This is a genomic window from Arthrobacter bambusae (assembly GCF_022606295.1).
Classification (GTDB): domain Bacteria; phylum Actinomycetota; class Actinomycetes; order Actinomycetales; family Micrococcaceae; genus Arthrobacter; species Arthrobacter bambusae_A.
The window spans coordinates 222,579-243,402 of sequence record NZ_JAHHZS010000001.1 but is presented as its reverse complement, the minus strand read 5'-3'; the positions used below and the strand labels follow the sequence as shown (position 1 = coordinate 243,402).

Sequence of the window (20,824 nt, the reverse complement as noted above, 5' to 3'; positions counted from 1 at the left end):
GTGCGCGCCATATGAAAAAACTCCCGGCGCGAGGGGCCGAAGCCCTCCACACCGGGAGTCTTTCACAGCGGGCGATAGCCCCAGAGCCCTTAGAGGGCAGTGGTGGTTCCGCCTGCTGCTGCGATCTTCTCAGCAGCGCTGGAGGAGAAAGCGTGGGCGGTGACGTCAACCTTGACGGTGATGTCGCCGGTGCCCAGCACCTTGACGGGCTGGTTCTTGCGAACGGCACCCTTCTCAACCAGTGCCTCGACGGTGACAGCGCCACCTTCCGGGAACAGCTCGTTGAGCTTGTCCAGGTTCACAACCTGGAACTCAACCCGGAACGGGTTCTTGAAGCCGCGAAGCTTCGGCAGGCGCATGTGCAGCGGCAGCTGGCCGCCGGCAAAGCCAGCCTTGACCTGGTAGCGGGCCTTCGTACCCTTGGTACCGCGACCGGCGGTCTTACCCTTGGAGCCTTCACCACGACCAACACGGGTCTTGGCAGTCTTGGCACCGGGGGCGGGACGCAGGTGGTGGACCTTCAGAGTGTTCTGCTTGTCGGCAGCCTCTGCGGCAGTCTTGTTCTCAGCCATTACTTCGCCTCCTCTACATTCACGAGGTGCGGAACCGTGTTGAGCATTCCGACAGTCACGGCGTCGGCGCTACGGACAACGGTGTGTCCGATGCGCTTGAGGCCGAGGGACCGCAGGGTTTCACGCTGGTTCTGCTTGGCGCCGATGACGCCCTTGATCTGGGTGATCTCCAACTGAGCGTCGGAGGGAGTCAGGTTCTTAGCCATGACTAGACACCTGCCTTCTGGTTCTGGAGTGCGCGCACCAGAGCAGCAGGAGCAACCTCGTCCAGCGGCAGGCCACGGCGGGCTGCCACGGAAGCGGGCTCTTCCAGTCGCTTCAGGGCGTCAACAGTCGCGTGAACGATGTTGATGGCGTTCGAGGAACCGAGCGACTTGGAGAGAACGTCGTGGATACCGACGCATTCCAGTACCGCGCGGACCGGACCACCGGCGATAACACCGGTACCCGGGGAAGCCGGACGCAGCATGACAACGCCTGCTGCGGCCTCACCCTGCACGCGGTGCGGGATGGTGTTGCCAACGCGGGGAACGCGGAAGAAGGACTTCTTAGCCTCTTCAACGCCCTTCGCGATAGCTGCCGGAACTTCCTTCGCCTTGCCGTAGCCAACGCCAACCAGGCCGTTGCCGTCACCGACGACGACGAGTGCGGTGAAGCTGAAGCGACGACCACCCTTGACGACCTTGGCAACACGGTTGATGGTTACAACGCGCTCTACGAACTGGCTCTTCTCGGCCTCGCGACCGCCGTCGCGGCCACCACGGCCACCACGGTCGCCGCGGCCCTGGCCACGGTCACCACGCTCGCCACGACGGCCGCCGCGGCGGTCGTCGGTGGCAGCAGCAGTCTCAGTTGCCTCAGCAGCTGCAGCTTCAGTCACCTGAATGTCCTTTTCGTTATTCTCAACGGTCACAGTGCCAGCCCACCTTCACGTGCGCCGTCAGCGACGGCGGCGATCCGGCCGTGGTACTTGTTACCACCGCGGTCGAAGACAACAGCTTCGATGCCTGCAGCCTTGGCACGCCCGGCAACGAGCTCGCCGACGCGCTTGGCCTTGGCAGTCTTGTCGCCGTCGAATGCACGAAGGTCAGCTTCCAAAGTGGAAGCGTAAGCCACGGTTACACCCTTGCTGTCATCGACAACCTGGACGAAGATGTGGCGTGCGGAGCGGTTGACGACCAGACGAGGACGAACAGCCGTGCCGGTGATGCGCTTGCGGATACGAAGCTGGCGACGGCTGCGTGCAGCAGACTTGCTCTTGTTCGTACGCTTCTTGTTAATTGCGATGGCCATGGTTTACTTACCAGCCTTTCCGACCTTGCGGCGGATAACTTCGCCGGCGTAACGGACACCCTTGCCCTTGTAGGGGTCGGGCTTGCGCAGCTTGCGAATGTTGGCAGCAACCTCGCCGACCTGCTGCTTTGAGATACCAGCGACGGAGAGCTTGGTCGGCCCCTCCACCGTGAAGGTGATGCCTTCCGGAGCGGAGACATTGACCGGGTGGCTGAAGCCGAGAGCGAACTCAAGGTCAGAACCCTTGGCCTGAACGCGGTAACCGGTACCAACGATTTCAAGCTTCTTTTCGTAGCCCTTGGTGACGCCCTCGATCATGTTGGCGATCAGGGTACGGGTCAGGCCGTGCAGGGAACGCGAAGCGCGCTCGTCGTTCGGGCGGGTGACAGTCAAGGTGCTTTCGTCCAGGGTGACCTCGATCGGGCTGGCTACAGTGTGGCTCAGCTCGCCTTTGGTGCCCTTGACGTTGATGACAGAGCCATCAACCTTAACTTCAACGCCGGCAGGAACGGTGATGGGGAGACGTCCAATACGTGACATTATTCTCTTCCTTTCCCGTTACCAGACGTACGCGAGGACTTCGCCGCCCACGCCCTTCTTGCCGGCCTGCTTGTCAGTCAGGAGGCCGGAAGAGGTGGACAGGATTGCGATACCCAGGCCACCCAGCACGTGAGGCAGGTTGGTGGACTTCGCGTAAACGCGGAGACCAGGCTTGGAAATGCGGCGGACACCAGCAATCGAACGCTCGCGGTTCGGACCGAACTTGAGGTCGATGGTCAGCTTCTTGCCGACTTCGGCTTCCTCTTCCTTCCAAGCAGCGATGTAGCCTTCTGCCTTCAGGATGTCGGCAACGCGTGCCTTGAGCTTGCTGTACGGCATGCTCACGGTGTCGTGGTATGCCGAGTTGGCGTTGCGCAGACGCGTAAGCATGTCTGCGACAGGATCTGTCATAGTCATTGTGGGCTCTTGCCCTTCCTCGTAATGGTTTCCGCGTGGGCTACAAAGCAGCCGCGGCCGGACCTACTACGTAGTTATTAGTCTTCGGATTTGAACGGGAAGCCAAGTGCCTTGAGCAGCGCACGGCCTTCGTCATCGGTCTTTGCAGTGGTGACAACCGTGATGTCCATACCGCGAACGCGGTCGATGGAGTCCTGGTCGATTTCGTGGAACATAACCTGCTCGGTCAGACCGAAGGTGTAGTTGCCGTTGCCGTCGAACTGCTTGCCGTTGAGGCCGCGGAAGTCGCGGATACGGGGCAGTGCGAGGGTGACGAGGCGGTCCACGAATTCCCACATACGGTCCCCACGCAGAGTTGCGTGTGCACCGATGGGCATGCCTTCGCGCAGCTTGAACTGTGCAATCGACTTGCGGGCCTTGGTTACCTGCGGCTTCTGGCCGGTGATCAGGGTGAGGTCGCGGACGGCGCCGTCGATCAGCTTGGAGTCCTTGGCGGCATCTCCAACACCCATGTTCACAACAACCTTCACCAGGCGGGGAACCTGGTTCACGTTCTCGTACTTGAATTCCTCAACCAGGGTCTGCTTGATGGAATCGGCGTACTTCGTCTTCAGACGCGGAACGATCTTCGCTGGAGTCTCGAGAGTCTCAGTCATTAGATGTCCTTCCCGGATGCCTTGGACACGCGGACACGGACGGTCTTGGAGACGCCGTCCTTCTCCACGGTCTCGAGACGGAAACCAACGCGGGTCGGCTTCTTGGTCGAGGGGTCAACAAGAGCAACGTTGGAGACGTGGATCGGGGCCTCAACGACCTCGATGCCACCGGTCTTGGTGCCGCGCTGCGACTGACCGACCTTGGTGTGCTTGGTGACTCGGTTGATGCCTTCTACGAGGAGGCGGTTGGCCTCCGGGTAAACGCGCAAGACCTTGCCCTGCTTGCCGCGGTCGCCGCCGCGCTCCTGCTTGGCTCCGGTGATGACCTGAACGAGGTCACCCTTCTTGATTTTAGCCATGGACTAAAGCACCTCCGGGGCCAGGGAGACGATCTTCATGAACTTCTTGTCACGGAGTTCACGACCAACCGGGCCGAAGATACGGGTACCGCGGGGGTCGCCGTCGTTCTTCAGAATCACAGCTGCGTTCTCGTCAAACTTGATGTAGGAACCATCCGCACGGCGGCGTTCCTTCTTGGTACGAACGATGACAGCCTTGACGACGTCACCCTTCTTTACGTTGCCGCCCGGGATAGCGTCCTTGACGGTTGCGACAATGACGTCGCCAATGCCTGCGTAGCGACGGCCGGATCCACCGAGAACGCGAATGGTAAGGATTTCCTTAGCACCCGTGTTGTCGGCGACCTTCAGTCGCGACTCCTGCTGAATCAATTTTTACTCCTTGCGTCGCGCCGGTTCTCAGACCGAAATGGAGCATACGGAATGAGCCTTGCGGAACGGTTGATCGGGGTGTCTCTTGACCTGCCTGGATTTTGCCAGAGCAGGCCTAAACTCCCGTGCCGCCAGCATCAGCTTCCCTTGCGGAAATAACTGCGCGGGGCAGTATGCCGCGGCACGATTGTTTACGAGGTGGTTGTTGACGCACAACTGGCGCCATACAAACTCAATATCCTAGCACGTTTCATGCTAGGGACCGAAACGCGGAAAGACCCGCATTCCTTCCGGAATACGGGCCTTCCACCAATCCATATCGCTGCCGGACAATGCCCGGCGCGGGATTACTTAGCCTTTTCGAGGATCTCGACCAGGCGCCACCGCTTTGTAGCGGACAGCGGGCGGGTCTCAGAGATCAGAACGAGGTCGCCGATGCCGGCGGTGTTCTGCTCGTCGTGAGCCTTGATCTTCGAGGTGCGGCGAATGACCTTGCCGTACAGAGCGTGCTTCACGCGGTCTTCGACCTGAACAACGATGGTCTTTTCCATCTTGTCAGAGACAACGTAGCCGCGACGCGTCTTACGGTAACCGCGCTGTTCAGCGCTGGCTGCTGCTTCCGTCACAGTTTCCTTCTGTTCGCTCACTTGGCGTCCTCTCCAGCCTCGGCTTCGGCCTTTTCAGCCTTGGCTTCTGCCTTCTTGGACTTCTTTTCTTCCTTGGCTTCCACAACCGGTGCGGCAACCTCGGCACGAATGCCCAGCTCGCGCTCACGGAGAACGGTGTAGATGCGTGCGATGTCCTTCTTTACCGCGCGCAGACGACCGTGGTTCTCCAGCTGTCCGGTGGCGGACTGGAAACGCAGGTTGAACAGCTCTTCCTTGGACTTGCGGAGTTCTTCAACGAGACGCTCGTTGTCGAAACCGTCCAGCTGTGCGGGTGCGAGATCCTTCGACCCTACTGCCATTTCTATTCACCACCTTCGCGACGCACAATGCGTGCCTTCAACGGCAGCTTGTGGATTGCCAGGCGCAGTGCCTCGCGAGCTACCTCTTCATTGACACCGGCGAGCTCGAAGAGAACGCGGCCCGGCTTGACGTTTGCGACCCACCATTCCGGAGAACCCTTACCGGAACCCATGCGGGTTTCGGCCGGCTTCTTCGTCAGCGGACGGTCCGGATAAATGTTGATCCAGACCTTGCCGCCACGCTTGATGTGGCGGGTCATCGCGATACGGGCAGACTCGATCTGACGGTTCGTGACGTAGGCCGGGCTCAGCGCCTGGATGCCGTACTCACCGAAAGTGACCTTGGTGCCGCCCGTTGCAGCGCCGGAACGACCCGGGTGGTGCTGCTTACGGTGCTTGACTCGACGTGGGATAAGCATTTAAGCCTGTCCTCCTTCTGCTGCGGGAGCAGCAGCTTCAGCTGCCGGAGCCTCTGCAGCAACAGGTGCTGCGTCAGCTGCCGGACGGTCGGTACGACGACGGCGGTCACCACGGTCGGCGCCACCCGGGCGGCCCGGGCGGTCGCTCGGACCACGGCCGCGGGACGGAGCAGCAGCTGCCTGCTGAGCCAGTTCCTTGGCAGTGACGTCGCCCTTGTAGATCCAAACCTTCACGCCGATGCGGCCGAAGGTGGTCTTGGCTTCGTAGAAGCCGTAGTCGATGTTCGCACGCAGGGTGTGCAGCGGCACACGGCCTTCGCGGTAGAACTCCGAGCGGGACATTTCTGCGCCACCCAGTCGACCGGAGCAAGCAATACGGATACCCTTGGCACCCGCACGCTGCGCGGACTGCATGGCCTTCTTCATCGCACGGCGGAAAGCCACGCGGGAAGTCAGCTGCTCAGCAACGCCCTGGGCAACAAGCTGGGCTTCCATCTCGGGGTTCTTGACCTCGAGGATGTTCAGCTGGACCTGCTTGCCGGTGAGCTTTTCGAGCTCGCCGCGAATGCGGTCCGCCTCTGCGCCGCGGCGGCCGATGACGATGCCCGGGCGAGCCGTGTGGATGTCCACGCGGACACGGTCACGGGTGCGCTCGATTTCGACCTTGGCGATGCCAGCGCGCTCCATGCCCGTGGACATGAGCTGGCGGATGCGGATGTCTTCGCGAACGAAGTCCTTGTACCGCTGGCCAGCCTTGGTGCTGTCAGCAAACCAGTGCGATACGTGATCGGTGGTGATGCCGAGTCGGAACCCGTGCGGGTTTACTTTCTGTCCCACTTAGCGAGCCTCCTCTTTCTCCGGGGTAGCGACTACCACGGTGATGTGGCTCGTGCGCTTCTTGATCTGAAATGCGCGACCCTGAGCACGCGGCTGGAACCGCTTCATGGTCGGGCCTTCATCAACAAACGCTTCGCTGATGTAGAGGTCTCCTTCGTCAAAGGCAACGCCGTCGCGGTCCGCGAGGACCCGTGCGTTTGCCATTGCCGACTGAACTACCTTGAATACCGGCTCCGAAGCTGCCTGTTCGGCGAACTTCAGAATTGCCAGAGCCTCATTCGCTTGCTTACCACGAACAAGGTTGACGACGCGCCGGGCCTTCATAGGCGTTACGCGGATGTGACGCGCAATAGCCTTGGCTTCCATTGCTTTCCTTCTCTCGTCTTAGCCGTAGAGCGAGCGCCTAGCGGCGCTTGCCCTTACGGTCGTCCTTGACATGGCCGCGGAATGTCCGCGTGGGAGCGAATTCGCCGAGCTTGTGCCCGACCATCGACTCAGTGACAAACACCGGAATGTGCTTGCGTCCATCGTGAACGGCAATCGTGTGACCCAGCATGTCCGGGACGATCATCGAACGGCGGGACCAGGTCTTGATGACGTTCTTGGTGCCCTTTTCGTTTTCCCTGGCGACCTTCACAAAGAGGTGCTGGTCTACGAAAGGACCTTTTTTCAGGCTGCGTGGCATGTGTCCAGGCTCCTATCGCTTGTTCTTGCCAGTACGGCGGCGACGAACAATAAGCTTGTCGCTCTCTTTGTTGGGGCGGCGGGTGCGGCCTTCACGCTTACCGTTCGGGTTGACCGGGTGACGTCCACCGGAAGTCTTACCTTCACCACCACCGTGCGGGTGATCGACCGGGTTCATGGCGACACCACGGACGGTCGGGCGAACGCCCTTCCAGCGCATACGGCCGGCCTTGCCCCAGTTGATGTTCGACTGCTCGGCGTTGCCGACCTCGCCGACGGTTGCGCGGCAGCGCACGTCAACGTTGCGGATTTCACCGGAGGGCAGACGCAGCTGGGCGAAACGGCCTTCCTTGGCGACGAGCTGAACCGAGGCACCTGCGGAACGGGCCATCTTGGCGCCGCCACCCGGACGCAGTTCAACTGCGTGGATGGTGGTACCAACCGGGATGTTGCGCAGCGGCAGGTTGTTGCCCGGCTTGATGTCAGCGTCGGGGCCAGCCTCGACGAAGTCACCCTGGGACAGCTTGTTCGGGGCGATGATGTAACGCTTGGTGCCATCAACGTAGTGCAGGAGGGCGATGCGAGCCGTGCGGTTCGGATCGTACTCGATTTCGGCAACGCGGGCGTTGACGCCGTCTTTGTCGTGACGACGGAAGTCGATCAGACGGTACTGGCGCTTGTGGCCACCACCCTTGTGACGGGTAGTGATCTTACCGGTGTTGTTACGGCCGCCAGTCTTGTGCAGCGGACGCAGCAACGACTTTTCCGGAGTCGATCGCGTGATTTCGGAGAAGTCGGCTACGCTCGAGCCGCGACGGCCCGGGGTAGTCGGCTTGTATTTACGGATTCCCATAATTCATTTCCTCGTTAAAGTGGTCTCCGCTACGCGAGCGGACCGCCGAAGATGTCGATTGTGCCTTCTTTGAGGGTGACAATTGCACGCTTGGTGCTCTTGCGCTGTCCCCAGCCGAATTTGGTCCGCTTGCGCTTACCGGCACGGTTGATGGTGTTGATCGATTCGACCTTGACGGAGAAAATCTTCTCCACGGCCAGCTTGATCTCGGTCTTGTTCGAGCGGGGGTCCACCAGGAAGGTGTACTTGCCCTCGTCGATCAGGCCGTAGCTTTTTTCCGAAACGACGGGTGCAATGACGACGTCGCGCGGGTCTTTGATGGTGGCTGCACTCACTTGGCATCCTCCTCGTTCTTTGCCTTGTCAGCGATGAAAGCCTCGAACGCAGCCTTGGTGAAGACAACGTCGTCGGAAACCAGCACGTCGTAGGTGTTCAGCTGGTCTGCGTACAGAACGTGAACATCTGCGAGGTTGCGCACGGACAGTGCGGCAACGTCGTTGGCGCGCTCGATAACAACGAGCAGGTTCCGACGCTCGGAGACTGCACGCAACGCGGCGAGTGCTGCCTTGGAGGACGGCTTGGTGCCGGCGACCAGTTCAGAAACGACGTGGATGCGGCCGTTACGGGCGCGGTCGGACAGGGCGCCACGCAGTGCGGCAGCCTTCATCTTCTTGGGGGTCCGCTGGCTGTAGTCACGCGGCGTCGGGCCGTGGACGATGCCACCACCGGTCATGTGGGGAGCACGGATGGAACCCTGACGGGCGCGGCCGGTGCCCTTCTGCTTGAACGGCTTGCGGCCTGCACCGGAAACTTCGGCGCGGGTCTTGGTCTTGTGGGTACCCTGGCGAGCAGCAGCGAGCTGTGCGACGACGACCTGGTGCAGCAGCGGCACGTTGGTCTGGACGTCGAAGATCTCTGCAGGCAGGTCTACCTTGACAGTGCTAGTCATCTAACTAGGCTCCCTTCACGGCGGTGCGTACGAGGACGACCTGGCCGCGGGCGCCGGGGACGGCACCCTTGATAAGGAGCAGCGACTTCTCGGCGTCAACAGCGTGAACCGTGAGGTTCAGCGTGGTGTGACGTTCTGCGCCCATGCGACCGGCCATTTTCAGACCCTTGAAGACGCGGCTCGGGGTGGATGCGCCACCGATGGAACCGGGCTTGCGGTGGTTCTTGTGCGCACCGTGGGAGGCTCCAACACCGTGGAAGCCGTGACGCTTCATAACACCGGCGAAGCCCTTACCCTTGCTGGTGCCGACGACGTCGATCTTCTGACCGGCTTCGAAGAGCTCAACAGAAAGCTCCTGGCCCAGTTCGTAAGACGCGGCGTCTGCAGTGCGCAGTTCGACGACGTGGCGGCGAGGAGTTACGCCAGCCTTTTCAAAGTGACCAGCCAGCGGCTTGGTGACCTTGCGGGGATCGATCTGGCCGTAGCCGATCTGAACGGCGACATAGCCATCAGTGTCTGCGTTGCGCAGCTGGGTGATGACGTTGGAGTCAGCCTGGACGACAGTTACCGGGATGAGCTTGTTGTTCTCGTCCCAGACCTGGGTCATGCCGAGCTTCGTGCCCAGCAGGCCCTTTACATTACGGGTTGCGGTCATAGTTTTCTCAGCACCTCCCTACAGCTTGATTTCGATGTTCACGTCGGCCGGCAGGTCGAGACGCATAAGCGAGTCAACAGCCTTCGGCGTGGGGTCGATGATGTCGATCAGACGCTTGTGAGTACGCATTTCAAAGTGCTCGCGGCTGTCCTTGTACTTGTGGGGAGAGCGGATAACGCAGTACACGTTCTTCTCCGTCGGCAGCGGCACGGGGCCCACTACCGTTGCGCCTGCGCGCGTGACCGTCTCAACGATCTTCCGCGCTGAAACATCAATGACCTCGTGGTCATATGACTTCAGCCGGATGCGGATTTTTTGTCCCGCCATGTCGCCTGACTCTCTTTCAGTCTGTGCTGCCCTCGAATAAGGGCTGCCCTGTTCACTTACGTGTTGCATGTGGCTGCCGAAGCATTCGAAGCAGTGCTACCACCCGCCGCACAAGCTGAATCCGGAGGGATCCGGGTTCCTCAACTTGCCGGTGTAACCGACCCCCGCGGTCGGGCGTGTCGCGCATTCCACGCAAAATCGTCCGAATTCCTTGGGGGATCTGGGTTATGTTTGGGCTTCAGCTTGGACCCTGACACCCGGCATTATCCGGATCGGGACACGAAGAAGCGCTTGAACAACTCACCTAGTATGCCGGAATTCCCCGGCATAAGCCAATTGGGCCCCGCGGAGCATTGCCATCGGCTCCCGTGCTCGGGATGATTGGGTCATGACTGTCCAGGATTCTGCCACTGTGGGGGATCTTGCAGGCCGCATCCGGCCGGACTTCGTCTTAGGTGTCGCCGCTGCTGCTTTCCAGATCGAGGGCTCGCTCACAGCGGACGGACGCGGACCGTCAAGCTGGGACGCCTTTGCCGAGAAGCCCGGCGCGATCGTCGACGGTCACTCACCCGCCGTCGCCTGCGACCATTACAACCGGGCGGACGAAGACATTGCCCTCATGCAGGCCCTGGGCGTGGATTCCTACCGCTTCTCCCTCTCCTGGCCACGGATCCAACCCGGCGGCAAGGGACCCATCAACCAACAGGGCCTGGACTTCTACGACCGCCTGATCGACAAGCTCCTGAAGGCCGGGATCTCCCCCATGGTGACGCTGTTCCATTGGGACACTCCCCTGCCGTTGGAGCACGACGGCGGCTGGCTGAACCGGGCGACGGCGGAACGGTTCGCCGAATACTCTGCTGCGGCGGCGCACCGCTTCGGTGACCGCGTGGCGCAATGGGTCACCCTGAACGAACCTGTCTCGGTCGCGTTGCAGGGATACGCGCTCGGTGTCCACGCTCCCGGGAGGCGGCTGCTCTTCGACGCCTTGCCGGCTGCCCACCACCAGTTGCTCGGGCACGGCCTCGCCGTCCAGGCCCTGCGCGCCGCCGGCGTGGCGGGATCTGTCGGCGTCGCCAACGTCCACTCTCCGGTCCGGCCAGCAAGCAAACGGCTTGCCGACGGTCTCATGGCCAAGGCCTTCGACCTCATCTTCAACCGGGTGTACGCCGATCCCATCCTCCTGGGGCGCTATCCGAAGCCGCCGCTCCAGGTGAGGCCCTGGTTCAGGGCCTTGGGCAAGGTCCGCGACGAGGATCTCAAGACCATCCACCAGCCCTTGGATTTCTATGGCCTGAACTACTACTACCCCGTCAAGGTAGCCTCGGGCCGCGGCGATGGAAGCCCGCCCGGCAGTAACTCGGACATGATGGCCAAGCTGCCGTTCCATCTGGCGGCGTTTCCCGAATACGAGACGACAGGATTCGGTTGGCCTGTGGCTCCCGAACACCTCGGAATCCTGCTGCGGGAGCTGAAGGACCGCTATGGGGCAGCCTTGCCTCCCCTGTTCATCACGGAGAGCGGCGCGAGCTTCCCGGAACCGGACCACACCCCGGGCCCGGTGCACGACGCCGATCGCATTAGCTACCTTGCTTCGCACCTTGGCCAGGCTTTGAGGGCCACGGCCCCCGGCGGGATCGCCCACGACGTCGAACTTCTGGGCTACTACGTCTGGACACTGCTCGACAACTTCGAATGGGCTGCCGGATATTCGCAACGATTCGGGCTGGTGCACGTGGACTTCGATACCCTCGAAAGAACCCCCAAGGACTCGTACTACTGGTACCAGTCCTTGAGCAAGGCGCGACGGAGCTGATTCACGTCCCTTTTGTGGACCGAACGTGTTAAATCAGTCTTTCCTGTTCGCCCGATTGATGCGCTTGGCGCGATCGATCTCGCGGCGGAAGTATTTCCTTCCCCACAGGACCCCGGCTACCACGACAACCGCCAAGACGAGAAAAATCAACGTTCCCATTCCGCGTTCCTCCTTTGAGGCAACGCTATCAGGGCGCGGTCCTGTTGAGGCGCCAGACGGCGAGGGCAATCAATGCCAAGGCGATCACCGCGAGCATCGCGAAAGCGTAAGAACGAAGGGCCCACATCACGCTCAGGGCAACGCCCGCGGCACCCCACCACACGAACATCCGCTCGGCGAGGAGCAGCCCGGCAAGCAGTATCACCGCATGCCCGATGAGGACCCATAATTGCTGTGGCACAGTGCCCGGAAAGTCGCTGCCCGGGACTATCGAAAGGAAGCCGCCGAGGGACAACAGGCCCGAGGCGAGCCCGAACCTGATGCGCCCCTCCTTTTCGTTCCCCACGTAATAGCGCACCCCTGCCAAAACGCCACCAAGGACCGCAAACCACTGCACCACCCAAAAGAGCTCGGGCCTGGCGCCATGGACGAAAAGAAGCGCCCGCTGGGCGGCCGCAAGCACCAACACCGCGCCCAGCTCTGCGACGGCGAACCTGATGACCCGGGTTGCCTCAAGGTAAGCCACAGCCAGTGCGGCGCAGAGCAGGCCGGTTCCGGCGAGGGCCGTGTCATCACGCGATAGGCCTGCGGCTGCGGACAAGGCAAGTCCCCCTCCAGCCACGATCGCAAGCGACCACCGGCGCACGGGCCGGGATCCCACGCCCGGGATCCCCGACCAGCGAGCCGCGTAGAGCAGGCCCGCCGCCCCGGCGCAACCCACGAGCCACGGCAGGAAGCCCGCCCATTGAGCCCCGGCCAGGCCAGGAGCTCCACCGAGGACCGAATCGGCCAAGACCGTCGCACCGACCAGGCTCGAGGCGGAGGCAAGCGGGTAGAAGCCGGGCATTCCCTCGACGTGGGAGGCCACGAAACACACTAGTGCCAATACCAGTCCCGCCATTCCCATGGTGGTGTCCGACACCTCGGCGGACAGCACCCCTCCGGCACCTGAGAAAGCCAGCGCCGCCGCCAGCCAGAACCAGCGCTCGGGGACGCCGCCTCCCGGGTGGAGCAGCAGCCGTACGCCAGTCACCAGGAGTGACATTGCGAGCAGCACCACGGGCACCACCGACTCTCCGAGCAGCGGCTCGGCAAGCCACGTCCCGGACGGAAAGCGCACCTCTGGTCCGGCTGACACCACCACCGCAATCGACGCCGGAATGGCCAGATATTGAGCACCGCGGGCAGTGAAGATCCGGTTCGCGACGAAAGCGGAAACCACCAAGGCAGCCAGCTCGAGCAGCAGGACCCAGCGGCCGCCGTCGTGGGCTTCCGGCTGAACCACAGACAAAAGGTACGTTGCCGGCAGCACGGCCTGAGCGCCGAGGGTCACCCAGACTGCCGCCTGTTGGAAGGGAATCTGCTGCAAGTGGTTCCGCATGAGCCAGCGGATGACGTGCTGCAGCACGAGGACGCCTGCGAAAGTCAGCGACACAACTGTGACGGAGGCCGAGACGTCGTGCGCCAAGACTGCGGCAACGGCGGCCGTGAGGACCCTGGCGGCGATGAAGTAGATGCCCTTCGCCGTGCGCCCGGGAGCCGTGGCCACCATGACGGCGCTGAACACTGCGAAGATTGCAAGGAACGCCTCGACCTCGTGAACGTGCCCGCCGCGAAGCAGCAACAGGAGCACCAACGTCGAAGGCGCGAAGACCGCGGAGGCGCCCTCTGCGCGCAGCATGAACCCGGCCGCGACCGCGGAGGCCGCCAGGATGATTGAGGCCGCCACCGCCTGCCAGCTTCCGGCCGAGGAGCCGTCGAAGTAGCTCCCGGAAATGCTCACGACGGCGGCCGCGCCTGCCATGAACGGCAGCACCACGGCTGCGTCGAGTGTCGCGAGGCCCCGGTCAGGGCCGCGGACCGCTTCCACAAGCGGCGGGAGCAGTTGGAGTGCCAACGCGACGAAGACGACGGTCCCAAGCTGAAGCTCCTCCCCCGCCAGAACCAGTCCGCCGCCGTCCCGCAGCAACTGCAGATAGCCTGAGCCTGCGAGCAGGGTGGCAAGCACACGGACGGCCCACCAATAGACGCGGCGGTGCAGGGTACGCGGAAGGCGGAGCTCCTGGATGCCGAAGTAAAGCACTGCAACGAGCAACACCGTGTTTCCCAACGCCACGGAGACTGCGCCGAAGGATAACGCCCCTGCCCAGGCAATAGCTGCCGGCGCAATGGACTCAGCCACTCTCCTGCGCCCAACGGGGAGGTCCAAAGCCTGCGGGAACAACGTCCAGCCAAGCAACGCAACACCAAGGACATGAATGACAATGGCCGCTCTCGTCAGGGCTTGGTCAGGCGCTTGCTCCAGCAAAAGCAGCAAAGCAATCGCAGCCATTCCCGCTCCGGCGAAGGCTGCGAGGCAAGCGCTCGGCGCGAACGTCGTGACACCCGAGCGGATCAGCACGGCTTCCAGCAGCAACTGGAACGTCACCGCGACAAGGAAGGCCAGCACGACGGCGCTATGACGGCCGGCACTCTCCGGCACTACCCCGGCGGTCACTGCCGGAACGCAGAGAGTGAGCGCAATGCGCCCTGCCAACACAAAGAGCCTGCGCTTGGGCTCCATTGGCCCACTTGCCCGCAGCAGCCAGAACCCGCCGACGATGCCCAGCAGTGCCGCCGTCGGCCAACCGCCCAGCTCATCGACGAACGGGGCAGCGACCACAATCGCGGCGACAGGGAGCCACTCGGCTTGGCCTCCCAGCTTCCACGCCAGGACCAGGCTGCACAGAAGGGTCGCGAACAACGGGGTCCCCACGGGGGTCTCCGAATGCCGCACCAGGATGGCGAACGCCCCCATGAAAGCCGCCGCGAGTTGTAGTCCAAAGCACACCACGGCATCAATCCAACAGCGCCGGATCGCCTGGGCTGTGCCGGGCCCCGGGAACCAACGGACGAGCCTACCGCTGTCGAATGCCGACCACAGCGACTGCAGGGCAAGGAGCACGACGGCGGCCAGCAGCACTTCAGGCAACCCAAGCCCGGCGTCTGAAAGGAACACGAGGAAGGCCACGGTGAATGAGAGCCTCGCGGCATAGAACTGTTGAAGCCGGAACGCGCCCCGGGGATGGACCGCCATCACGGCGAAATACAGGCCACACGCCATCATGATGATCGCGTACTCGCCCTTGCCCAGATGCTGGGGCACGAAAGTGGCTGCGAGTGCAACGAACGGCACGACATAGGGGTGGAGGGACATCAATGGCCGGACATAGACCGGCGGCAGCCAGCGCGGTTTGCGCATGGCGATCAGGGTCAGGAGTACGGCGAATCCGATCAGGCAAGCGAAATACCAGACGAGCGCACCGCCCAGCATGGACACACCGGACCACGCCGCGGAGACAACGAAGCTCAAGGACAGGAAGGCGAGGACCCTGTTGTCGAGCCGCACCGCGGCGATAACATAGGCCACGGTCCCGACAACGGATGTAACCAGCCAGGCGGCCGGGCCGTTATGCAACGCGAAGTTGTACATCGCCAGACCGGTCACCGGGATCAACGCAAGGCCCGTGCCCGCGAAAGCGATCGCGGCGGGCCGAAGCCTGGGAGCCCTCGCATGGAGGATGAAACCCGCCCCATAGAAGGCAGCCGTGATGGTCCAGACGCCCGCAAATCGGAGGACGGACGGAAGGCTGGTGCCGATGAACAGGGCCGCAGCCGCGACCAGCAGCAGGCTCGCCACGTACAGCGTGGCGTTGATGTTCTGCCGATCCCGCTTCTGTTTCCGCGCCGTTTGCTCCGCACGCAGGGCCTCCGGCGAGATCTGTGCACGCTGCGGGATCTGGGCCGCTGGCGGGATCCGGGCATCTGGCGGGATCCGGGCAGCTTGCGGTATCTGCGGCAACCGCCAATGGATGGGGTGCAAGGGCTCAACGGGGACGGGTGCGAACGTTTGGCTGGGCTCCGGATGCGGCGGGCGGAAATCCCGTGGTTCCACAAGAGCAACTGTGCGGCGGGCCTCGGCGTCGCGCCACCCCGCCAGGTGCCCGGCCAGATAGCCGGCGCGATACTGCCCGGCGGAATCGTCAACCACCCGCTGTGCAGCCCTTTCGGAAAGCGAACGCCCCTTCGATTTCCCTACGGAGTAGGACACCAATGAGGTGACGAAGACAGCAAACAGAACGAGGATGGTGCCGAAGAAGCCAGACATTCCTGATCTCCTGTCCAGGGGCGACGAAGCGGCACGGGCTGCGGATCCGCAAATTCAAGGATCCACAATCCGCCATTAATCCATTCGATGGATGAACGATAGCAAAAAAGAACCCCGCCACGATAGTGACAGGGTTCTTTTTTGCTTTGCTACCGGACGCCAGGCGGCCGGTGCTCCACCGATCTACAAGTAGAAACTACTTGAGGATCTTGGTGACACGTCCCGAACCAACGGTGCGGCCACCTTCACGGATTGCGAAGCCGAGGCCCTCTTCCATAGCGATCGGCTGGATGAGCTCAACGGTCATCTCAGTGTTGTCGCCAGGCATAACCATTTCCGTGCCTTCCGGCAGGGTGATAACGCCGGTTACGTCCGTGGTACGGAAGTAGAACTGCGGGCGGTAGTTCGAGTAGAACGGGTTGTGACGTCCGCCTTCGTCCTTGGAAAGGATGTAGACGTTGGCCTCGAAGTCGGTGTGCGGGGTGATGGAACCCGGCTTGACGACAACCTGGCCACGCTCGACGTCGTCGCGCTTCAGACCGCGGAGCAGGAGGCCACAGTTCTCGCCAGCCCATGCTTCGTCGAGCTGCTTGTGGAACATCTCGATACCGGTAACGGTGGTCTTCTGGACCGGACGGATACCAACGATTTCAACTTCAGAGTTGATCGCGAGGGTACCGCGCTCGGCGCGACCCGTAACAACGGTGCCACGGCCGGTGATCGTGAAGACGTCTTCGATCGGCATCAGGAACGGCTTGTCGCGGTCACGAACGGGGTCCGGAACCGAGTTGTCGACAGCTTCCATGAGGTCCTCGACGGACTTGACCCAAACCGGGTCGCCTTCGAGTGCCTTGAGGCCGGAAACACGCACAACCGGAGCGTCGTCGCCGTCGAAGCCCTGAGCGCTGAGCAGCTCACGAACTTCCATTTCAACGAGGTCGAGAAGCTCTTCGTCGTCAACCATGTCGGACTTGTTCAGCGCGACCAGCAGGTAGGGAACACCAACCTGGCGGGCGAGCAGAACGTGCTCGCGGGTCTGAGCCATCGGGCCGTCAGTGGCGGCAACCACGAGGATCGCACCGTCCATCTGGGCAGCACCGGTGATCATGTTCTTGATGTAGTCAGCGTGACCCGGAGCGTCTACGTGTGCGTAGTGGCGCTTCTCGGTCTGGTACTCAACGTGGGAGATGTTGATGGTAATACCACGCTGGCGCTCTTCCGGAGCAGAGTCAATCGACGCGAAGTCGCGCTGCTCGTTGAGAGTGGGGTACTTGTCGTACAGCACCTTGGAAATGGCGGCAGTCAGCGTCGTCTTACCGTGGTCAACGTGACCAATGGTGCCGATGTTGACGTGCGGCTTAGTCCGCTCGAACTTTGCCTTTGCCACAGGTTCCTCCTAGAACGATTTCAAGTGAGTTGCTTCTCGGCCGCGCTTTTCGCGGCAGAAACTCCAGCAAGTCTACTTGGGGGCTTTGGATTTGGTGAAATTGCAGATTCAGGGACCAATGCCGGTACCTGGAGTCTGTTCGCGCAGGAGCCGGACTGCGGCCTGGGCTACAGCCCGGCGCCTGCACTGAATGCTTTCCCGGGAACGGGCCAGCATCCTGGTTTATCCGTCGGTGATTACTCGCCGCGGGTCTTCTGGATGATCTCGTCGGCAACTGCCTTCGGGACCTCGGCGTAGCTGTTGAACGTCATGGAGTACACAGCGCGACCCTGGGTCTTCGAACGCAGGTCACCGATGTAGCCGAACATGCCGGACAGCGGAACGTGCGCACGGATCACCTTGACGCCAGCGGCATCTTCCATGGACTGCATCTGGCCACGGCGGGAGTTCAGGTCACCGATAACTTCACCCATGTATTCCTCAGGGGTGCGGACCTCAACATCCATCAGCGGTTCGAGCAGAACCGGGTTCGCCTTGCGTGCGGCTTCCTTGAAAGCCATACGGCCGGCGATCTTGAACGCCATTTCCGAGGAGTCAACATCGTGGTACGCGCCGTCAATCAGCGTGGCCTTGATGCCGACAACCGGGTAGCCGGCCAGAACGCCGTCGTTGAGTGCATCCTGGATGCCCGCGTCAACGGACGGGATGTACTCGCGGGGCACGCGGCCACCGGTGACCTTGTTCTCGAACGCGTAGAGCTCGCCGTCGGCGGTGTCCATCGGCTCGATGGCGATCTGGATCTTTGCGAACTGACCCGAACCACCGGTCTGCTTCTTGTGCGTGTAGTCGTGACGCTCTACAGCGCGCTTGATGGTTTCGCGGTAGGCAACCTGCGGCTTCCCGACGTTTGCCTCGACCTTGAATTCGCGGCGCATGCGGTCCACCAGGATGTCCAGGTGGAGCTCGCCCATGCCGGCGATGATGGTCTGGCCGGTGTCCTCGTTGAGGGAGACCTGGAAGGTCGGGTCCTCAGCGGAGAGCTTCTGGATGGCCGTGGAGAGCTTCTCCTGGTCACCCTTGGTGTTCGGCTCGATGGCAACCGAGATCACGGGCTCCGGGAAGCTCATGGACTCGAGGACGATCTGGTTGTTCGCGTCGCACAGGGTGTCGCCCGTGGTGGTGTCCTTCAGACCGATCGCTGCGTAGATGTGGCCAGCGGTAGCGCCTTCAACAGGCATTTCCTTGTTGGCGTGCATCTGGAACAGCTTGCCGATGCGCTCCTTCTTGCCCTTGGTGGAGTTGACCACCTGGGCGCCTGCTTCCACGTGACCGGAGTACACGCGGATGAAGGTGAGCTGGCCGAAGAAGGGGTGCGCCGCAATCTTGAACGCCAGGGCCGAGAACGGCTCTTCGGCGGAAGGCTTGCGGGTGAGCTCCTTCTCTTCGTCGCGCGGGTCGTGACCGACCATGGGCGGGACGTCGAGCGGGTTCGGCAGGAAGTCGACAACAGCATCCAGCATCGGCTGTACGCCGCGGTTCTTGAACGCAGAACCACAGAGAACCGGGTAGAGCTCGGAGTTGATGGTCATCTTGCGGATGCCGGCCTTGAGCTCCTCGACAGTGAGTTCTTCACCGTCGAGGTACTTCTCCATGAGTTCTTCGGAAGCCTCGGCAACAGTCTCAACGAGCTGTGCACGGTATTCCTCAGCCTTGGCCTGGAGATCGGCGGGGATCTCCTGGACCTCGTACTTGGCACCCATGGTGACGTCACCCTTGGCATCGCCCGGCCACACCAGTGCGCGCATCTCAAGGAGATCCACGACGCCGATGAAGTCGTTCTCTGAACCGATCGGCAGCTGGAGAACCAGCGGCTTGGCGCCGAGGCGGCTGATGATGGTGTCTACGGTGAAGTAGAAGTCAGCGCCGAGCTTGTCCATCTTGTTGACGAAGCAGATACGCGGCACGTTGTACTTGTCGGCCTGGCGCCAAACAGTCTCGGACTGCGGCTCAACGCCTTCCTTGCCATCGAAGACAGCAACGGCGCCGTCGAGAACGCGCAGCGAGCGCTCAACCTCGACCGTGAAGTCCACGTGGCCCGGGGTGTCGATGATGTTGATCTGGTTCTTGTCCCAGAAGCAGGTCACGGCGGCAGACGTGATGGTGATGCCGCGTTCCTTTTCCTGTTCCATCCAGTCGGTCGTCGAAGCGCCGTCGTGCGTTTCGCCGATCTTGTGGTTCACACCCGTGTAGAACAGGATGCGCTCGGTGGTGGTGGTCTTGCCGGCATCGATGTGGGCCATGATGCCGATGTTGCGGACCTTGCTAAGGTCGGTAAGCACGTCCTGTGCCACGGTGTCTCCCTTTCGGATGGACTACACGTTCGCCGCCAGCTCAAGGAGCCGGCGGCGTACGGGAAGTTTTACCAGCGGTAGTGTGCGAAGGCCTTGTTCGACTCGGCCATCTTGTGGGTGTCTTCGCGACGCTTCACAGCGGCACCGAGACCGTTGGACGCATCCAGGATTTCGTTCTGGAGGCGCTCGGTCATCGTCTTCTCGCGGCGGGCCTTGGAGTAGCCGACCAGCCAGCGGAGAGCGAGGGCGGTGGAGCGGCCCGGCTTGACCTCAACGGGAACCTGGTAGGTTGCGCCACCGACACGGCGGGAGCGAACTTCGAGGGAAGGCTTGACGTTGTCCATTGCCTTCTTGAGGGCGGCGACGGGGTCGCCACCGGACTTGGCGCGTGCACCTTCGAGTGCGCCGTAAACGATGCGCTCTGCGGTGGACTTCTTGCCGTCGATCAGAACCTTGTTGATCAGCTGGGTGACCAACGGGGAACCGTAAACGGGATCGGAAACTAGCGGCCGCTTCGGGGCCGGACCCTTGCGAGGCATATTACTTCTTCTCCATCTTTGCGCCGTAGCGGCTGCGGGCCTGCTTGCGGTTCTTGACACCCTGGGTATCGAGGGCACCACGGACGATCTTGTAACGGACACCCGGGAGGTCCTTCACACGACCACCACGGACCAGCACGATGGAGTGCTCCTGGAGGTTGTGGCCAACACCGGGGATGTAGGCGGTAACTTCAACGCCACCGTTGAGGCGCACACGTGCAACCTTACGGAGAGCCGAGTTCGGCTTCTTCGGGGTGGTCGTGTAAACGCGGGTGCAAACACCGCGGCGCATCGGGCTGCCCTTAAGCGCGGGAGCCTTGGTCTTGGAGACCTTCGGCGTGCGGCCCTTGCGGACCAGCTGGTTAATCGTAGGCACTTTCGTGTTCTCCGTTGGTTGATCTCTGCTCCGCGCCCAGGCGTTGGCCTGTGTTTGCGTGAGAGCTTTGGCGTTGTCCATGCGGCCCTGGCCCGAAGACCCGGTGGGCGTGCAAAAGTGCGGCATTCGTTGCGCACGTAGCCCGCAAC

At 62.2% G+C, this 20,824-nt stretch carries 27 protein-coding genes; 1 reads left to right on the top strand and 26 read right to left on the bottom strand.

Going from position 1 to position 20,824, the window contains the following annotated elements; all coding sequences use genetic code 11:
- Nucleotides 1-89: 89 nt before the first annotated feature.
- The 20 genes from rplO to rpsJ form a co-directional block, all read right to left on the bottom strand.
- Entirely contained in the window at nt 90-572 is a 483-nt protein-coding gene (rplO, locus tag KNN17_RS01150; RefSeq protein WP_078108096.1) for a 50S ribosomal protein L15, read from the bottom strand.
- Entirely contained in the window at nt 572-778 is a 207-nt protein-coding gene (gene rpmD / locus KNN17_RS01145; RefSeq protein ID WP_078108095.1) for a 50S ribosomal protein L30, read from the bottom strand. Before rpmD ends, rplO begins: the two co-directional genes overlap by 1 nt.
- A 2-nt stretch (nt 779-780) precedes the next feature.
- A complete protein-coding gene (gene rpsE / locus KNN17_RS01140) occupies nt 781-1,452 on the bottom strand; it encodes a 30S ribosomal protein S5 (RefSeq protein ID WP_171983517.1) in 672 nt (223 codons plus the stop codon).
- Between the two features lie 29 nt (nt 1,453-1,481).
- Nucleotides 1,482-1,865 carry a 50S ribosomal protein L18 gene (gene rplR, locus KNN17_RS01135; protein WP_059387369.1) on the bottom strand — a complete coding sequence of 128 codons (384 nt, stop codon included), beginning with the start codon at nt 1,863-1,865 and terminating at the stop codon, nt 1,482-1,484.
- 3 nt (nt 1,866-1,868) lie between these two features.
- Nucleotides 1,869-2,405, bottom strand: coding sequence for a 50S ribosomal protein L6 (gene rplF, locus KNN17_RS01130; protein WP_059387368.1), 537 nt, complete (start codon nt 2,403-2,405; stop codon nt 1,869-1,871).
- 18 nt (nt 2,406-2,423) lie between these two features.
- Nucleotides 2,424-2,822, bottom strand: a complete 399-nt coding sequence (gene rpsH / locus KNN17_RS01125; RefSeq protein ID WP_028265096.1) for a 30S ribosomal protein S8 — start codon at nt 2,820-2,822, stop codon at nt 2,424-2,426.
- A gap of 77 nt (nt 2,823-2,899) precedes the next feature.
- A complete protein-coding gene (gene rplE, locus KNN17_RS01120) occupies nt 2,900-3,478 on the bottom strand; it encodes a 50S ribosomal protein L5 (RefSeq protein WP_059387367.1) in 579 nt (192 codons plus the stop codon).
- Entirely contained in the window at nt 3,478-3,837 is a 360-nt protein-coding gene (gene rplX, locus KNN17_RS01115) for a 50S ribosomal protein L24 (protein WP_078108092.1), read from the bottom strand. The genes rplE and rplX overlap by 1 nt, the downstream gene beginning before the upstream one ends.
- Before the next feature lie 3 nt (nt 3,838-3,840).
- The gene (gene rplN / locus KNN17_RS01110) at nt 3,841-4,209 is read right to left on the bottom strand and encodes a 50S ribosomal protein L14 (RefSeq protein WP_003803789.1); all 369 of its coding nucleotides are present in this window, start codon (nt 4,207-4,209) and stop codon (nt 3,841-3,843) included.
- A gap of 347 nt (nt 4,210-4,556) precedes the next feature.
- Nucleotides 4,557-4,856 carry a 30S ribosomal protein S17 gene (gene rpsQ / locus KNN17_RS01105; RefSeq protein WP_059387365.1) on the bottom strand — a complete coding sequence of 100 codons (300 nt, stop codon included), beginning with the start codon at nt 4,854-4,856 and terminating at the stop codon, nt 4,557-4,559.
- On the bottom strand, nt 4,853-5,176 hold the full coding sequence (gene rpmC, locus KNN17_RS22370) for a 50S ribosomal protein L29 (RefSeq protein WP_059387364.1): 324 nt from the start codon (nt 5,174-5,176) through the stop codon (nt 4,853-4,855). Before rpmC ends, rpsQ begins: the two co-directional genes overlap by 4 nt.
- Before the next feature lie 2 nt (nt 5,177-5,178).
- Nucleotides 5,179-5,595, bottom strand: a complete 417-nt coding sequence (gene rplP / locus KNN17_RS01095) for a 50S ribosomal protein L16 (RefSeq protein WP_028265101.1) — start codon at nt 5,593-5,595, stop codon at nt 5,179-5,181.
- Nucleotides 5,596-6,432: a 30S ribosomal protein S3 gene (gene rpsC / locus KNN17_RS01090; RefSeq protein ID WP_028265102.1), complete on the bottom strand. Its 837-nt coding sequence runs from the start codon at nt 6,430-6,432 to the stop codon at nt 5,596-5,598.
- A complete protein-coding gene (rplV, locus tag KNN17_RS01085; protein WP_028265103.1) occupies nt 6,433-6,798 on the bottom strand; it encodes a 50S ribosomal protein L22 in 366 nt (121 codons plus the stop codon).
- 37 nt (nt 6,799-6,835) lie between these two features.
- Nucleotides 6,836-7,117: a 30S ribosomal protein S19 gene (rpsS, locus tag KNN17_RS01080; RefSeq protein WP_018773666.1), complete on the bottom strand. Its 282-nt coding sequence runs from the start codon at nt 7,115-7,117 to the stop codon at nt 6,836-6,838.
- Between the two features lie 12 nt (nt 7,118-7,129).
- Nucleotides 7,130-7,969 (bottom strand): 50S ribosomal protein L2, encoded by an 840-nt coding sequence (gene rplB, locus KNN17_RS01075; protein WP_028265104.1) that lies wholly within the window; start codon nt 7,967-7,969, stop codon nt 7,130-7,132.
- 29 nt (nt 7,970-7,998) lie between these two features.
- Nucleotides 7,999-8,304 carry a 50S ribosomal protein L23 gene (gene rplW, locus KNN17_RS01070; RefSeq protein WP_059387362.1) on the bottom strand — a complete coding sequence of 102 codons (306 nt, stop codon included), beginning with the start codon at nt 8,302-8,304 and terminating at the stop codon, nt 7,999-8,001.
- The gene (rplD, locus tag KNN17_RS01065; RefSeq protein WP_059387361.1) at nt 8,301-8,918 is read right to left on the bottom strand and encodes a 50S ribosomal protein L4; all 618 of its coding nucleotides are present in this window, start codon (nt 8,916-8,918) and stop codon (nt 8,301-8,303) included. The genes rplW and rplD overlap by 4 nt, the downstream gene beginning before the upstream one ends.
- 4 nt (nt 8,919-8,922) lie before the next feature.
- Entirely contained in the window at nt 8,923-9,573 is a 651-nt protein-coding gene (gene rplC, locus KNN17_RS01060; protein ID WP_078108091.1) for a 50S ribosomal protein L3, read from the bottom strand.
- An 18-nt stretch (nt 9,574-9,591) separates the two neighbouring features.
- Nucleotides 9,592-9,900, bottom strand: coding sequence for a 30S ribosomal protein S10 (rpsJ, locus tag KNN17_RS01055; protein ID WP_003803825.1), 309 nt, complete (start codon nt 9,898-9,900; stop codon nt 9,592-9,594).
- A gap of 388 nt (nt 9,901-10,288) precedes the next feature.
- Between rpsJ and KNN17_RS01050 the strand changes: the two genes are divergently transcribed.
- Entirely contained in the window at nt 10,289-11,716 is a 1,428-nt protein-coding gene (locus KNN17_RS01050; RefSeq protein WP_241707092.1) for a GH1 family beta-glucosidase, read from the top strand.
- Nucleotides 11,717-11,749: 33 nt separating this feature from the next.
- Here KNN17_RS01050 and KNN17_RS22365 read toward each other — a convergent pair whose 3' ends face one another.
- The 6 genes from KNN17_RS22365 to rpsL all read right to left on the bottom strand — a co-directional run bounded on the left by KNN17_RS22365 (nt 11,750) and on the right by rpsL (nt 20,675).
- Nucleotides 11,750-11,875 carry a hypothetical protein gene (locus KNN17_RS22365; RefSeq protein ID WP_264636749.1) on the bottom strand — a complete coding sequence of 42 codons (126 nt, stop codon included), beginning with the start codon at nt 11,873-11,875 and terminating at the stop codon, nt 11,750-11,752.
- Nucleotides 11,876-11,903: 28 nt separating this feature from the next.
- On the bottom strand, nt 11,904-16,022 hold the full coding sequence (locus tag KNN17_RS01045) for a hypothetical protein (RefSeq protein WP_241707091.1): 4,119 nt from the start codon (nt 16,020-16,022) through the stop codon (nt 11,904-11,906).
- A gap of 196 nt (nt 16,023-16,218) precedes the next feature.
- Complete coding sequence (gene tuf, locus KNN17_RS01040; protein WP_028265109.1) at nt 16,219-17,409, bottom strand: elongation factor Tu; 1,191 nt, start codon at nt 17,407-17,409, stop codon at nt 16,219-16,221.
- Nucleotides 17,410-17,645: 236 nt separating this feature from the next.
- Nucleotides 17,646-19,760, bottom strand: coding sequence for an elongation factor G (gene fusA, locus KNN17_RS01035; protein ID WP_078108088.1), 2,115 nt, complete (start codon nt 19,758-19,760; stop codon nt 17,646-17,648).
- A 68-nt stretch (nt 19,761-19,828) separates the two neighbouring features.
- Entirely contained in the window at nt 19,829-20,299 is a 471-nt protein-coding gene (gene rpsG / locus KNN17_RS01030; RefSeq protein ID WP_059387355.1) for a 30S ribosomal protein S7, read from the bottom strand.
- A gap of 1 nt (nt 20,300) precedes the next feature.
- The gene (gene rpsL, locus KNN17_RS01025) at nt 20,301-20,675 is read right to left on the bottom strand and encodes a 30S ribosomal protein S12 (protein ID WP_009358312.1); all 375 of its coding nucleotides are present in this window, start codon (nt 20,673-20,675) and stop codon (nt 20,301-20,303) included.
- Between the last annotated feature and the right edge of the window lie 149 nt (nt 20,676-20,824).

Excerpts from the sequence above, each read along its gene's own strand:
- rplO (WP_078108096.1), bottom strand. The coding sequence starts at position 572 with ATGGCTGAGAACAAGACTGCCGCAGAGGCTGCCGACAAGCAGAACACT.
- rpmD (WP_078108095.1), bottom strand. The coding sequence starts at position 778 with ATGGCTAAGAACCTGACTCCCTCCGACGCTCAGTTGGAGATCACCCAG.
- rplR (WP_059387369.1), bottom strand. The coding sequence starts at position 1,865 with ATGGCCATCGCAATTAACAAGAAGCGTACGAACAAGAGCAAGTCTGCT.
- rplF (WP_059387368.1), bottom strand. The coding sequence starts at position 2,405 with ATGTCACGTATTGGACGTCTCCCCATCACCGTTCCTGCCGGCGTTGAA.
- rpsH (WP_028265096.1), bottom strand. The coding sequence starts at position 2,822 with ATGACTATGACAGATCCTGTCGCAGACATGCTTACGCGTCTGCGCAAC.
- rplE (WP_059387367.1), bottom strand. The coding sequence starts at position 3,478 with ATGACTGAGACTCTCGAGACTCCAGCGAAGATCGTTCCGCGTCTGAAG.
- rplX (WP_078108092.1), bottom strand. The coding sequence starts at position 3,837 with ATGGCTAAAATCAAGAAGGGTGACCTCGTTCAGGTCATCACCGGAGCC.
- rpmC (WP_059387364.1), bottom strand. The coding sequence starts at position 5,176 with ATGGCAGTAGGGTCGAAGGATCTCGCACCCGCACAGCTGGACGGTTTC.
- rplP (WP_028265101.1), bottom strand. The coding sequence starts at position 5,595 with ATGCTTATCCCACGTCGAGTCAAGCACCGTAAGCAGCACCACCCGGGT.
- rplV (WP_028265103.1), bottom strand. The coding sequence starts at position 6,798 with ATGGAAGCCAAGGCTATTGCGCGTCACATCCGCGTAACGCCTATGAAG.
- rpsS (WP_018773666.1), bottom strand. The coding sequence starts at position 7,117 with ATGCCACGCAGCCTGAAAAAAGGTCCTTTCGTAGACCAGCACCTCTTT.
- rplB (WP_028265104.1), bottom strand. The coding sequence starts at position 7,969 with ATGGGAATCCGTAAATACAAGCCGACTACCCCGGGCCGTCGCGGCTCG.
- rplD (WP_059387361.1), bottom strand. The coding sequence starts at position 8,918 with ATGACTAGCACTGTCAAGGTAGACCTGCCTGCAGAGATCTTCGACGTC.
- rplC (WP_078108091.1), bottom strand. The coding sequence starts at position 9,573 with ATGACCGCAACCCGTAATGTAAAGGGCCTGCTGGGCACGAAGCTCGGC.
- rpsJ (WP_003803825.1), bottom strand. The coding sequence starts at position 9,900 with ATGGCGGGACAAAAAATCCGCATCCGGCTGAAGTCATATGACCACGAG.
- KNN17_RS01050 (WP_241707092.1), top strand. The coding sequence starts at position 10,289 with ATGACTGTCCAGGATTCTGCCACTGTGGGGGATCTTGCAGGCCGCATC.
- KNN17_RS22365 (WP_264636749.1), bottom strand. The coding sequence starts at position 11,875 with ATGGGAACGTTGATTTTTCTCGTCTTGGCGGTTGTCGTGGTAGCCGGG.
- KNN17_RS01045 (WP_241707091.1), bottom strand. The coding sequence starts at position 16,022 with ATGTCTGGCTTCTTCGGCACCATCCTCGTTCTGTTTGCTGTCTTCGTC.
- rpsG (WP_059387355.1), bottom strand. The coding sequence starts at position 20,299 with ATGCCTCGCAAGGGTCCGGCCCCGAAGCGGCCGCTAGTTTCCGATCCC.